This window comes from Micromonospora sp. CNZ286 (assembly GCF_014207755.1).
Window position 1 is genome coordinate 2,597,938 of the sequence record NZ_JACHIZ010000001.1, and the last position, 13,125, is coordinate 2,611,062.

The following is a 13,125-nucleotide window of genomic DNA, read 5'->3' on the forward strand; positions in this document are numbered from 1 at the left end:
TGAGCCGTCTCGGGGCAATGCCTTGGGCGTACGTCAATGCGATGTTGACAGCGCGGCGGCGATGCGCCGGGCGGCGTCGCGTGCCGGAGCGGGCAGCCGCCGCCCCGCCCCGGCCAGGTCGTCGGCGAGGTGCGCGGCCAGCGCGTACAGCGGCCCGGCGGGGGCGTCCAGCGCGAGCGCGCAGGTGCGGCGCGTCAACGCCGCGCGGGCGAAGCGCCCGTCCCACGCGCGGTCCGTCTCGATCCAGCGGTGCAGGTCGGTGACTGCCGCCCGCAGCACGGGCAGTTCGGGGGAGTCGCCCGGGTCGAGCCGGGCCAGGCGGGTCCGCCGGGCCGCCACGAGGCGTTGCCGGCGCTGCTCGGCGGCCTGCCGGCTGCCCAGGCCCAGCGCCCGCGCGACGTCGGCCCAGGTGGCGCCGTCGTGCCGGGCCCGGTCGCTCAGGTCCAGCTCGCGGTCGTCCAGCCGGACCCGGGCCGCGGCGATCTCGGACAGGCGGTCCAGGGTCACCCGTCAACGCTACATTGACATCGGCCCGGCGCGTCAGTCCGCCGGGACGCCCGGGCCCACCTCGCCGCGCGCCAGGTGCTCGGCGTTGCGGTCGGCCTCACTTTCCGCGTTCTCCGCCCCGGCGCCCGGATCCCGGGTACGCCGTCCCTCGGCGTCCTGGAACACCTGCCCGCGCTCGAGCGCGCCCTCCTGCTGCCGCTGGAACTGCTCCGGATCAGTCATGACCGTCAGGTGCCCCGGCGGCCGCGCGGCAAACCGGTACGTCAGCGCGGCGGCGCCACGTAGAGGGCGGTCCGGCAGCCGGTCTCGCCCGGCTCCAGCCAGATCCGGTCGTACCCGGGACTCTCGATCTTCCCGGCCGGCGTGCGGACGAGCAGGAGACAGTCCCGTTCGGCCGGTACGCCGACGGCGGCGACGAGCGCGCCCTCGTGCACTGTCGTGTCGACGCTGATCCAGTCCTGTGGGAAGGCCGCCCGCACCGCGCCCGCAAGCGTGTCCGGGGTGGCGGTGCGCAGCACGGCGGTGAGCCGCTGCCGCCCGTCCTCGGGCACCCTCGGCACCGGCGCGGCGGTGGGCGGCGAGGGAGCGGGGCCGCTCGGACAGTCGATCTCGTGGTACGTCGTGTAGCGGTAGAGCTCGAACTCGTAGCGGTAGCAGCGCGTGGCCTCACCGGCGCTGTTGCTCGCGCCACCGATCGACACCGGCGGCTGCTCCGGCACCGTCACCACGAACCGCACGTCGACGGTGGCCCGCTCGTTCCCGGCGGTGCGCCCGGACCAGGCCAGCGCCTCCCGCCGGACTGTCGCACCGCCGCCGGACGCGGCGTCCGTCGGCTCCTGGACGATCTCGGCCGCTGCGATCGACCCGGCGTCCCGCGCCCGGTTGCGGTGCCCCAGCTCCGTGTTGAGCTGCTTCGCCTCCGCCGCCGCGGTGTCGCGCGCCAGCGCGTCGCCGCTCTCCTCCCCGAACCCCCTCCCGCACCCCGCCGACGCGAGGAGGAGCACCGCGAGCGTCCACCGGACCCATCGGTGGCGGGACGGAGGTGTCGGCTCGGTGGCGCTGCGTGTCCGGCTCACCGCGCCGACGTTACCGACGAGCCGGGGGCCGCGCTGCCCCGTACGCGGGGGGCCGTTGGTCCCGGGTCCGACAGGCCCTCGGCCCTGCGAGCCACGTAGGTTCGCGCGGCATGCTGGGATTGCCCGGCGCGGGCGGCGACGACATGGAGGACGATGTGGTGATCAACGGCGGGCCGGCGACAGCGACGACGCCCACCGAGATCTCTCCGGCCCCCGCGACCGGGCTCGGCTCGGCCGAGGCGGCCGCCCGGCTGCGCGCCGACGGCCCGAACACCGTGGCCGCCCCGCGCAAGCGCGGGCTGGCCGGCCGGGTGTTCCGCCAGCTCACCGACCCGCTGGTGGCGCTGCTGCTGGCCGCCGCCGTGGTGACCACGCTGCTGCGCGACTACCCGGACACCGCGGTGATCGTGCTGGTCGTCCTGATCAACACCGCGATCGGCGTGGTGCAGGAGGTACGCGCCGACCGGGCCGTCGCCGCGCTGGACCGGCTCGCCGCACCGACCGCGCGTGTGGTCCGCGACGGCCGTGACCTCGTGCTGCCCGCCGCCGACCTGGTCCGCGGCGACCTGGTCCGGCTGGAAGCCGGCGACGTGGTACCCGCCGACCTGGACCTCACCGATGCGGTACGCCTCAGCCTGGACGAGTCGGCGCTGACCGGCGAGTCGGTGCCGGTGGCCCGGGTCGCGGGGGAGGAGGCCAGCGCCGGCACCGTGGTCACCACCGGCCGCGCCACCGGAACCGTGGTGCGCACCGGCGCGGCGAGCGCGCTGGGCCGGATCAGCGCCCTGGTCGCGGCGACCCGGCCGGCGCCCACCCCGCTGCAACGACGCCTGTCCTCGCTCGGCCGGGTGCTCGGCCTGACCGCCGTGGTGCTCTCCGGGCTGGTCTTCGCCATCGGCGTGCTCGACGGGCGGCCGGTCACGCAGATGGCCGTCACCGCCGTCAGCCTCGTGGTGGCGGCCGTACCGGAGTCGCTGCCCGCCGTCGTCACGCTCGCGCTCGCCCTGGGCGCGCGCCGGATGGCCGGCAGCCGCGCCATCCCCCGCCGGCTGCACGCGGTGGAGACCCTCGGCTCGGTCACCGTGATCGCCTCCGACAAGACCGGCACGCTCACCGAGGGCCGCATGGCGGTGCAGTACGCGGTCGTCCCCGGCCGCGACCGCTACGCCGTCACCGGCACCGGCTACGCGCCCGACGGCGAGGTGCACCACCGGGGCGAGCCGGTGAGCGCCCCCGACGAGCTGCGCGCTCTCGCCCGCGCCGGGCTGCTCTGCAACGACGCCACAGTGACGCCGCCGACCGACGAGCGGCCCGAGTGGACGGCGATCGGTGACCCGCTGGAGGCGGCGCTCGTCACGTTCGGCGCCCGCTGCGGCCTGGACCCGGACACCACCCGCGACGCCTGGCCCCGCGTGGCGGAGGCCCCGTTCGACCAGGACCTGCGCCGCATGACCACGGTGCACCGCCGCTGCGACGGGCGCTACCTGGTGGTCTGCAAGGGCGCGCCGGAGAATCTGCTGGCCGCGCCGCTGGTGGACGCCGACGCCGCGGAACTGGCCGAGCTGACCGACGCCGCGCACCGGCTCGCCACCGAAGGGCTGCGCGTGCTGGCGGTGGCCTCCGCGGTGGTCGACACCCTGCCCGACCCGGCCCGGCCGGCCGGCCTGCGCCCCCTGGGCCTGGTCGCGGTCGGCGACCCGCTGCGCGCCGCGGCCCCCGGCATCGCCGCGGGCTTCGAGGAGGCCGGCATCCGGCTGGTCCTCATCACCGGCGACCACCCGGCGACCGCCGCCGCCATCGGCGGACGGCTCGGGCTCTGGCGCGACGGCGACCCGCTCGCCAACGGCGACGACGGCGACCCGGGCCGCGCCCACCCCGAGACCCGGGTGTACGCGCGGACCCAGCCGGAACAGAAGCTCGACATCATCGCCGGCCTCCAGAACCGGGGGCACGTGGTGGCGATGACCGGCGACGGCGTCAACGACGCCCCGGCGCTGCGCCGCGCGGACATCGGCGTGGCCATGGGCGGCGGCACCGAGGTGGCCCGGCAGGCCTCCGACCTGGTGCTCGTCGACGACGACCTGACCACCGTGGCGACCGCCATCGGCGAGGGCCGCCGGATCTACGACAACATCCGCCGGTTCCTGCGCTACGCGCTCGCCGGTGGCGTCGCCGAGATCGCGGTGATGCTGCTCGGCCCGCTGTTCGGCCTGCCGGTGCCGCTGCTGCCGGCGCAGATCCTCTGGATCAACCTGCTCACCCACGGCGTACCCGGGGTGGCGCTCGGCGCGGAACCGGCCGAGCCGGGCACGCTGCGCCGGCCGCCCCGCTCGCCGCAGGAGTCGGTGCTCGGCGCCGGCCTGGGCCGGGACGTGCTGGTCACCGGCGGGCTGATCGCCGCGGCGACGCTCGGCGCCGGGGTGTGGGCCGCGGCGGCCGACCGGCCGTGGCAGTCGGTGGTGTTCGTGGTCCTCGGCCTCGCCCAGCTCGGCGTGGCGCTGGCGGTCCGCGCGATCCGTACCCCGGGTTCGCGCGAGCGCAACCTCGCGCTGCCGGTGGCGGTAGCGATCTCCGCTGTGCTCCAGGTGGCGGGCGTGCTGCTGCCGCCCCTGCGCGAGCTGCTCGGCACCTCGCCGCTCAGCGCGCTCGACCTGCTCGCCTGCGCCGCGATCGGCGTGCTGCCCGGGCTGGTGCTGCGGCTGACCCGCCGCTTCCGCGGGACCAACGGCCCCCACGCCGGGCCCGCCGGCCCTGCCGGGCCGGCCGCCTGACCGGCAGGCTGAGGACGAGTGAAGGAGGACGACATGACGATCCACTCGCAGGCCCCCGTCGTGGTGGGCGTGGACGGCTCCGCCGCCTCGCTGGACGCGGTCCGGGTGGCCGCCCGCGAGGCCGCCGACCGGAACCGGCCGCTGCAGGTGGTGCACGCCTTCATCTGGCCGCTGACCCGCGCGCCGCTCACCCCGGCCCCGGGCGCGCCCGCCGGCGCCGGCCTGCGCAACCAGGCCGAACGGGTCGTCGCCGAGGCGGTCGCCGAGGCCGGCAAGGTCGCCCCGGACGTGCCTGTCACCGGCGTGGTGGTCGACGGCGCGCCGGCGGCGGTGCTGGTCGCCGAGTCCCGCGAGGCGGCGCTGATCGTGCTCGGCCACCGCGGTCTGGGCGGGTTCGCCGGCCTGCTGATCGGCTCGGTCACGCTCCAGGTGTCGGCCCGCGCGCACTGCCCGGTGCTGGTGACGCGCGGCGAGGCGCGCGCCGACGGCCCGGTCGTGGTCGGCGTGGACGGCTCCGAGCTGTCCACCGCGGCGGTCGGGTACGCGTACGAGGAGGCCGACCGCCGGGGCGCGTCGCTGATCGTGGTGCACGCCTGGCTGTACCCCACCCCGATCGGCCCCGGCGACATCCTGCCCCTGGTGTACGACCCGGAGGCGCTCGCCGAGGAGTCCCGGCGCGTCCTCGCCGAGTCGATCGCGGGCTGGGCCGAGCGTTACCCCGACGTGCCGGTACGGCAGCGGTCGCTGCGCGGCGCCCCGGCCCGGGTGCTTGTGGAGGAGTCGAAGGACGCCCAGCTGGTGGTGGTCGGCGCGCACGGACGTGGCGCGCTGGGCGGGCTGCTGCTCGGCTCGGTCAGCCACGCGGTGCTGCACCACGCCCACTCGCCGCTGGTGATCGTGCGCAACGGAACCTGACCCCGCGACCGCGCCCGACCAGGCGACAGCCCGTGACGGCGCCCGACCCGCGACAGCGCCTGACGCCCCGACGGCGTCAGGCGCTGCGGACCGTGGTGAGGTCGGCCAGCCCGGAGATGGTCAGCAACGGCTCCAGCAGCGGGCCGGCGATCAGCGCGATCCGGTCGGCGTGCGGGAACAGCGCGGCCAGCCCGGCGCTGTCCAGGTACTCCACCTTCGTGAGGTCCACGACCAGGGGCTCGCCGTCGGGGCGTACGGCCTCGGCCAGCGCGTCGGCGAAGGCGGACGCGTTGCTCATGTCGATCTCACCGACGGCGGCCAGCACGCGGACGCCGTCCGGGCTGTCGCTCGTGGTCAGGGTCAGGGACGTGCTCATGGCGTGATCCTCGCCTGCATGTCGACGGTGGTGCCGGTGGCCCCCGGTGTGACGCTGATGTTGTCCATCAGCGCGCGCATGAGCACGAGTCCCCGGCCGCGGTGCGGGTCGGGAGGCTGGTCCCGGTCGCGCCAGTGTCCGCTGTCGGTGACGCTCAGGCGCAGGGCGCCGGCGGTGGCGGCGGCGCGCAGCCGGATCCGGCCGCCCGGGTTGTCGCGGTGCCCGTGCTCGATCGCGTTGGCGCACGCCTCCCCGGCCGCCACCAGGATGTTGTACGCGTGGGCCGGGGCCAGCCCGCAGCGGTCCAGCCATCCCCGCAGCGCGGTGCGGACCTCGGCCAGGCGCGTCGACTCGGCCGGGAACTCCAGTTCCAGCGGCCCGGGGTGACGGTAGAGCAGCAGTGCCACGTCGTCGTGGTAGCCCCCGTCCGGGGTGAGCCGGTCCATGATCTCGGTCGCCAGCACCTCGACCGGCGCGTGGTGGCCCTGCTGGATGGCGTCGGTGGCGCGGGCGATGCCGGCGGTGATCGGCTGGCGGCGGCGTTCCACCAGGCCGTCGGTGTAGAGCATCAGGGTGGCGCGCGGCGGGACCGTCGCCTCCGCCTCGGGACGTTCCTGCCCGGGGCGTACGGCCAGCGGCCGGGACCGGCCGTGCTGCAGCAGTTCGGGAGTGCCGTCGGCGCGGACCACGATGGCCGGTGGGTGACCGGCGCTGGAGTAGCGCATCAGGCCGGTGGCCGGGTCGAGCACGCCACAGAAGACGGTGGCGCAGGACGCCCCCGGCAGCAGCGCGGCGAACCGGTCCAGCGCCACGAGCGTCCGGGCCGGGCTCGGGTCCTGCAACAGCAGGGCACGGCAGGCGCTGCGCAGCTGACCCATCACCGTCGCGGCCTGAAGGCCGTGTCCCACGCAGTCGCCGACCACGATGCCGATGCGCCCGTCCGGCAGCTCGACGGTGTCGTACCAGTCGCCGCCGACCTTGAGCGGCATCGCGGCGGGGGAGTACCGCACCGCGAAACCGGCGGGGAGTTGCGCCGGGCCGAGGATCGCCCGTTGCAGGGCCAGCGCGGTCTCCCGCTGCTGGTCGATCTGGTGCACCCGGTGCAGTCCCTGCCCGATGTGGCCGGCCAGCAGCGCCAGCAGCGTCTGGTCCTGCTCGGTGAAGGGCCGCTTCTCGCCCAGGTCGATCCAGAGCGCCATGGTGCCGTGCGGATGCTCGACGGCGATGCCGGCGCCGTGCGTACGCGTCGCCACCGGGGTCAGCAGCGGGGTGTCCCGGAGCGCGAGCAACGCCTGCCGGCGCTGCTGCGGCAACGTCTCCCAGCGGGCCGCCGGGTCGGTGGCGGTCACCTCGGGGGCGGGCAGGTCGCCGAAGACGGCGGTGAGCACGCCGGCGGCCCGCCACAGCTTGCGCAGCTCGTCCAGCACCCCGTGCAGCGCGTCGGTGAGGTCGTCGGCCTGCGACAGTCGCATGCTGAGCCCGGCCAGGGCGGTCTCCCGCTGCACCGCGTAGTGCTCGGCGGTGACGTCGCGGAACGTGCCGACGATCATCCGGCGGCCGCTGTCCGGGTCGTCGACCTGGTTGAACGCGGCCGAGATCCAGATCCGGTGCCCGTCGCGGTGGGTCACCGGCACGGTGTACGTGCCACGGGTCTGCCCCACGAGTCTTGAGAACGCCTCTGCCACCTGGCGGTGCGCCTCGGGCTCGGCCTCCCGGTCCGGCCACCACGGGTGCACCGCGGGGTAGGGCAGGTCCTCGGTTCCGTAGCCGAGGATGCCGGTGAACGCCGCGTTGATCTCGACCACCGCGCCGTCCTCGTCGCAGACGAAGAACGCCTCCTGCAACGAGTCGACGAGCGCGGTACGCCAGCGGGCGTGGTGGTTGCGCAGCCGGGCCAGCTCCACGTTCGCGCGTACCCGGGCCAGCAGTTCGGCGGCCGGGAACGGCTTGACCAGGTAGTCGTCGGCGCCGGCCTCCAACCCCTCGATCGAGGCCTCCTGACCGGCGCGGGCGGACAGCAGCAGCACCGGAGTGCCGGCCGTACGCTGGTCGGCGCGCAGCGCGGCCACCAGTTCCAGGCCGTCGAGCCGGGGCATCATCACGTCGCTGACCACCAGGTCGGGGGTGTGCGCGCGGGCGGCGTCCAGCGCGGCCCGCCCGTCGGCGAAGGCCTGCACCTCGTGCCCGGCCGAGCGCAGCAGCCGGGTCAGGTACTCCCGCATGTCGGCGTTGTCGTCGGCCACCAGGACCCGGGCCGGCGCCCCACCGGGCAGCGGCTGGACCGGCCCCTCGGCCGGGTCGCCCTCGCCGACGGCGGCGCCCGGGTCGGCGGGCAGCCAGCGCAGCGCCTCCTGCACGAACGGCTCGGCCGACACCGGCGCCCGGCCGGTGCCCGCCGGGGCGAGCGCGTCGGCGGGCAGGTGGGCGGTGCCGAACGGCAGGCGGATCGTGAAGATGGTGCCCCGGCCCACCGCGCTGGACGCGTCGATGTCGCCGCCGTGCAGCGTGACCAGCTCCTGGACCAGGGCCAGGCCGATGCCGCTGCCCTCGTCGGAACGGGAGCGGGCGTTCTCGATGCGGTGGAACCGCTCGAACAGGCGCGGCATCTCGTCGGCGGGCACGCCGATGCCGGTGTCGGAGATCCGCAGCACCGCCGCGTCGCCCTCGGCGCGCAGCTCCACCCGGATCGTGCCGTCGAAGGTGAACTTCAGCGCGTTGCTGAGCAGGTTCAGCACCACCTTCTCCCACATGCCGCGGTCCAGGTGCACCGGCTCGGGCAGGGGCGGGCAGTCCACCTCGAAGGACAGACCGGCCCGTTCGATAGCCGACCGGAAGACGCTCGCCAGGTCGGCGGTCACCGCGGCCAGGTCCACCGGCTCGTAGCGGGCCTGCATCCGCCCGGCCTCGATCCGGGAGAAGTCGAGCAGGCTGTTGACCAGCTTGCCCAGGCGCAGCCCGTTGCGGCGGATGACGTCCAGCTCGGCGCGGACCTGCTCGTCGGCGCCCTGCAACCGGCCGCGCAACTCGTCCAGCGGTCCCATGATCAAGGTGAGCGGGGTGCGGAACTCGTGACTGATGTTGGAGAAGAACGCGGTCTTCGCGCGGTCCAGCTCGGCGAGTTCCTCGGCCCGCCGCTGCTGCGCCTGGTAGCTGCGGGCGCTGGCGATCCCGGTGGCCAGATGCCCGGCGGTCAGCTCGACGAAGCCGCGGTACCCGTCGTCCAGCGCCCGGTAGCGGTTCAGCCCGGCGACCAGGAACCCGTACGGCGCTCCGCCCTGCTGGCGCAGCGGCACCAGGAGCGCCTCGGCCGGCGCGGCGGGCCAGACACCGGCGGGCAGGTCCGTGAAGGCGGGGCCGTCGAGCGCGACCCGCACCGACTCGCCCTCGGTGAGGGCGCCGGCCGGCCACGGCGCGGCCGGGTCGCCGAGGGACAGCGTGGCCGGTGCCGCCGGGTGGCCCGCCGCCAGCCCGGTCGCCTCGACGAGCCGGGCGCCGTCGTCGTCGTACAGGTAGGTGAGCGTGAACGGCAGGTCCTGCGGGTTGCGGGCCAGCTGGCGGCTGACGAACGCGAGCGTCTCCTGTTCGGTGCGGATGACGCTCGGGTCCGAGCCGAGGTCGCGCAGCGTGGCCATCCGCCGCTCACCGATGACCCGCTCGGTGTCCTCGCTGACCACGCAGAGCATCCCGACCAGGCTGCCGTCGTCGGCGCGCAGCGGGCTGTAGGAGAACGTGTGGTACGTCTCCTCCCGGTAGCCGGCGCGCTCCAGGAACAGCAGCAGGCCCTCGTCCCAGGTCGCCTCGCCGGTGCGCAGCACGGTGTCGACACGGGGGCCGATGTCGTCCCAGATCTCCGCCCACACCTCGTTCGCCGGCAGCCCCAGCGCCCACGGGTACTTGCGGCCGAGCGTGTCCCGCCGGTAGGCGGCGTTGCAGAAGAAGCTGAGCTGCGGCCCCCAGGCCATCCACATCGGGAACCGGGAGGACAGCAGGATCCGCACCGCGGTCCGCAGGCTCTGCGGCCAGGTGTCCGGCGGGCCCAGGGGGTGCGCCGACCAGTCGATCCGCGCCAGGTCCGGCCCGATCTCCGCGTCCACGGCGAAGACGTCGGCACGCGTACGCGGGTCGGTGTCAGCGCCGCTCATCGCCCGAGTCTCCCCCACCCCGTCCGGTCCCGCTCGTCCGGGCCGCGTCGCGGCCTCGTGGTCGCTTCTTGCCCCGTCGCGCCCCCGGCACTCCACCCGGGGCGGGGAGATCTGACTCACGTGACGGCAGCGGGTCAGGGCAGGGGTTCGTGGTGCGGCAAAACGAAAGGCAAGGAGACAGCTCTCCTCGCCACTATCAACGTATATCGCACCCCGGGTCTTGCCGCAAGGCCCCGGTGATGCCGCAGAATCAGCGGCCGATGCGGGTCGAGCTGCGAAAACGGGGGCACGGCATGACCGGACGGTACGTGTGGCAACTGCACGAGATCGACGAGACGCGGATCGCCGCGGTCGGCGGCAAGGGCGCGCACCTGGGGGCGTCGACGCGGATCGACGGGGTGCGCGTACCCCCGGGTTTCTGCGTCACCACCGACGCCTTCCGGCTGGCCGTGGCGCGGACGCCGGCGCTGGCCGGCCCGCTGGAGCGGCTCGCCCGCGCGGACGCCGACGACCCGGCGGCGCTCCGGACGGCCGCCGCCGAGGTGCGTCGCGTCGTCGAGCGGACCGCGCTACCGGGCGACGTCGCGGCGGCGGTCACCGCCGCGCTGGCCGGGCTCGGCGCGGACGCCGCGTACGCCGTGCGGTCGAGCGCGACCGCCGAGGACCTGCCGACCGCCTCGTTCGCGGGCCAGCAGGACACCTACCTGAACGTGGTCGGCACGGCCGAGGTGCTGCGGCACGTGAGCCGCTGCTGGGCCTCGCTGTTCACCGACCGGGCGGTGACCTACCGGCGGCGCCACGGCATCGACGACCGGGCCGTGGACATGGCCGTGGTGGTGCAGCGGATGGTCGTCCCGGACGCGGCCGGGATCATGTTCACCGCCGACCCGGTGACCGGGAACCGGACGGTGGTGTCCGTGGAGGCCGGCTTCGGTCTCGGTGAGGCCCTGGTCTCCGGCCTGGTGAACCCGGACGTCTTCACGGTGCGCGACGGCGCGGTGGCCGGCCGGACGATCGGCGCGAAGGCGCGGGCGGTGCACGCCGTGCCCGGCGGCGGCACCCGGGAGACGCCAGTCGACCCGGCGCGGCAGGCCCAGCCCGCGCTGACCGACGCGCAGGCGGTACGCCTCGCCGCGCTGGGACGGCGGATCGAGGCGCGCTTCGGGTGCCCGCAGGACATCGAGTGGGCCCTGACCGGCGACGACATCCACATCCTCCAGAGCCGGCCGATCACCACGCTGTTCCCGGTGCCGGCGGCCGCCGACGGGCGGTTCCACGTCTACCTGTCGGTCGGCCACCAGCAGATGATGACCGACGCGATGAAGCCGCTGGGCCTGTCGATGTGGCGGCTGACCGCCATGGCGCCGATGCACGAGGCGGGTGGGCGGCTGTTCGTCGACGCCACGCCGCACCTGTCCACGGCGGCGGGTCGTACCGCGTTCCTGGGCATGATCGGCCGGGCCGACCCGCTCACCCGGGACGCGCTGGACACGGTCCTCGCCCGGGACGTCGTACCGGCCGCGCCGGACCCTGCCCCGGCCGGCCCGCCCGTGGGCGGCCCGCCGCCCTCGATCGACACCGACCCGGCGATCGTCACCACGCTCGTCGAACGCAGCCGGGAGTCGATCGCCGCCCTGCGCCGCGACGTCCGCGGCCGCTCCGGGCCCGAGCTGTTCGACTTCCTGATCGAGGCGTTCGCCGAGCACAAGCGGGTGCTCACCGACCCGTTGAGCGCCCAGGTGATCATGGCGGGGATGCAGGCCACCTGGTGGCTCAACGACAAGCTGGGGGAGTGGCTCGGCGAACGCGACGCCGCCGACACGCTCACTCTCTCCGCGCCCGGCAACGTCACCGCCGAGATGGGCCTGGCGCTGCTCGACGTGGCGGACGTGGTCCGCGCGTACCCCGAGGTGGTGGCGTTCCTGCGGGACGCCGCCGACGACGGGTTCCTGGACGACCTGCCGAAACTGCCCGGCGGCGTCGAGGCGCGCGACGCCATCGCCGGCTACCTCGACCGGTACGGCATGCGCTGCGTCGGCGAGATCGACATCACCCGGCCACGGTGGAGCGAGCGCCCGGCCACGCTCGTCCCGCTGATCCTGGACAACGTCCGCACCTTCGCCCCGGGCGCCGCTGCGCGCCGCTTCGCCCAGGGCCGGGAGCGGGCCGAGGCGAAGGCCCGGGAGGTGCGGGACCGCCTGCGCGCGCTGCCCGACGGCGAGCGCAGGGCCGCCGAGACGCAGGCCGTGATCGATCGGGTACGGACGTTCGCCGGCTACCGGGAGTACCCGAAGTACGACATCGTGAGCCGCTACGCCGTCTACAAGCAGGCGCTGATGGGCGAGGCCCGCCGGCTGGTGCGCGCCGGTGTGCTCGCCGGTCCGGAGGACGTCTTCTACCTCACCTTCGACGAGTTCCGCGAGGTCGCGGCCACCGGCTCTGTGGACGCCGCGCTGATCCGCAGGCGCCGGGAGGAGTTCCGGGCGCACCGGTCGCTCACCCCGCCCCGGGTGCTCACCTCCGACGGCGAGGCGCTGAACGGCTCGTACCGGCGCGACGACGTGCCACCGGGCGCCCTGGCCGGCCTGGCGGTCTCGGCCGGCGTCGTCGAGGGGCGGGCGCGGGTCGTGGCGGACCTGGCCGGCGCCGACCTGGAGCCGGGCGACATCCTCGTCACCGCACACACCGACCCGAGCTGGACACCGCTGTTCGTGGCCGTCGCGGGCCTGGTGACGGAGGTTGGCGGGCTGATGACGCACGGCGCGGTGATCGCCCGTGAGTACGGCCTGCCCGCAGTGGTGGCGGTGCCGGACGCGACCCGGCTGATCCCGGACGGTGGGCGGATCCGCGTGCACGGCGCCGACGGGTACGTCGAGCTGCTGTCCTGACCGGTGCGGCATGCCCGATGATGGAGGTCCGGCGAGCGGGGAGGCGCGATGCGGATCGGGGAGCTGTCGGCGCGTACCGGGGTGAGCGCCCGGTCCATCCGGTACTACGAGCAGCAGGGCCTGCTCGCCGCCGTGCGCACCGCGAGCGGGCAGCGGGTCTTCGCCGAGTCGGCCGTGGACCGGGTCCGGCTCATCCAGCGGCTGTTCGACGCCGGGCTGAGCAGCCGCCGGATGGCCGAGCTGCTGCCCTGCGTGACCGATCCGGAGGTCCGCACCTCGTGGCTCACCGACCGGCTGCGCGAGGAGCGGACCCGGATGACAGCCGAGATGGCACGGCTCGCGCACGCCGTCGCGGTGCTCGACGACGTGGTGTCCGACATGACAGTGACCGAGGACACCCGGGATCCGGCCGCCTGAGCGCTTGCCCTTGACACCGGTGTCAACTCCTAG

9 protein-coding genes are annotated in these 13,125 nt (G+C 75.4%); 4 read left to right on the forward strand and 5 right to left on the reverse strand.

Annotation, left to right across the window (positions count from 1 at the left end):
• Positions 1-33 precede the first annotated feature (33 nt).
• From FHX31_RS11665 to FHX31_RS11675, 3 genes are read right to left on the reverse strand one after another with little or no spacing between them, the layout of a single operon-like run.
• Positions 34-507 (reverse strand): hypothetical protein, encoded by a 474-nt coding sequence (locus FHX31_RS11665; protein WP_184976112.1) that lies wholly within the window; start codon positions 505-507, stop codon positions 34-36.
• Positions 508-540: 33 nt separating this feature from the next.
• Positions 541-729, reverse strand: a complete 189-nt coding sequence (locus FHX31_RS11670) for a hypothetical protein (RefSeq protein ID WP_047890361.1) — start codon at positions 727-729, stop codon at positions 541-543.
• A gap of 41 nt (positions 730-770) precedes the next feature.
• Positions 771-1,583 (reverse strand): hypothetical protein, encoded by an 813-nt coding sequence (locus tag FHX31_RS11675; RefSeq protein ID WP_236619277.1) that lies wholly within the window; start codon positions 1,581-1,583, stop codon positions 771-773.
• A 110-nt stretch (positions 1,584-1,693) separates the two neighbouring features.
• Between FHX31_RS11675 and FHX31_RS11680 the strand changes: the two genes are divergently transcribed.
• Positions 1,694-4,354: a cation-translocating P-type ATPase gene (locus FHX31_RS11680; RefSeq protein WP_013476432.1), complete on the forward strand. Its 2,661-nt coding sequence runs from the start codon at positions 1,694-1,696 to the stop codon at positions 4,352-4,354.
• 33 nt (positions 4,355-4,387) lie between these two features.
• On the forward strand, positions 4,388-5,269 hold the full coding sequence (locus tag FHX31_RS11685; protein ID WP_013286840.1) for a universal stress protein: 882 nt from the start codon (positions 4,388-4,390) through the stop codon (positions 5,267-5,269).
• A 76-nt stretch (positions 5,270-5,345) separates the two neighbouring features.
• On the opposite strand, the gene FHX31_RS11690 is transcribed toward FHX31_RS11685, so the two are convergent.
• Both FHX31_RS11690 and FHX31_RS11695 read right to left on the reverse strand, forming a co-directional pair.
• Positions 5,346-5,645 (reverse strand): STAS domain-containing protein, encoded by a 300-nt coding sequence (locus FHX31_RS11690; RefSeq protein WP_013286839.1) that lies wholly within the window; start codon positions 5,643-5,645, stop codon positions 5,346-5,348.
• Positions 5,642-9,787: a SpoIIE family protein phosphatase gene (locus tag FHX31_RS11695; RefSeq protein ID WP_184976115.1), complete on the reverse strand. Its 4,146-nt coding sequence runs from the start codon at positions 9,785-9,787 to the stop codon at positions 5,642-5,644. Before FHX31_RS11695 ends, FHX31_RS11690 begins: the two co-directional genes overlap by 4 nt.
• A 293-nt stretch (positions 9,788-10,080) precedes the next feature.
• On the opposite strand from FHX31_RS11695, the gene rph reads away from it, so the two are divergent.
• Positions 10,081-12,675 (forward strand): rifamycin-inactivating phosphotransferase, encoded by a 2,595-nt coding sequence (gene rph, locus FHX31_RS11700; RefSeq protein ID WP_184976118.1) that lies wholly within the window; start codon positions 10,081-10,083, stop codon positions 12,673-12,675.
• 48 nt (positions 12,676-12,723) lie between these two features.
• A complete protein-coding gene (locus tag FHX31_RS11705) occupies positions 12,724-13,092 on the forward strand; it encodes a MerR family transcriptional regulator (RefSeq protein ID WP_013286836.1) in 369 nt (122 codons plus the stop codon).
• Positions 13,093-13,125: the final 33 nt, after the last annotated feature.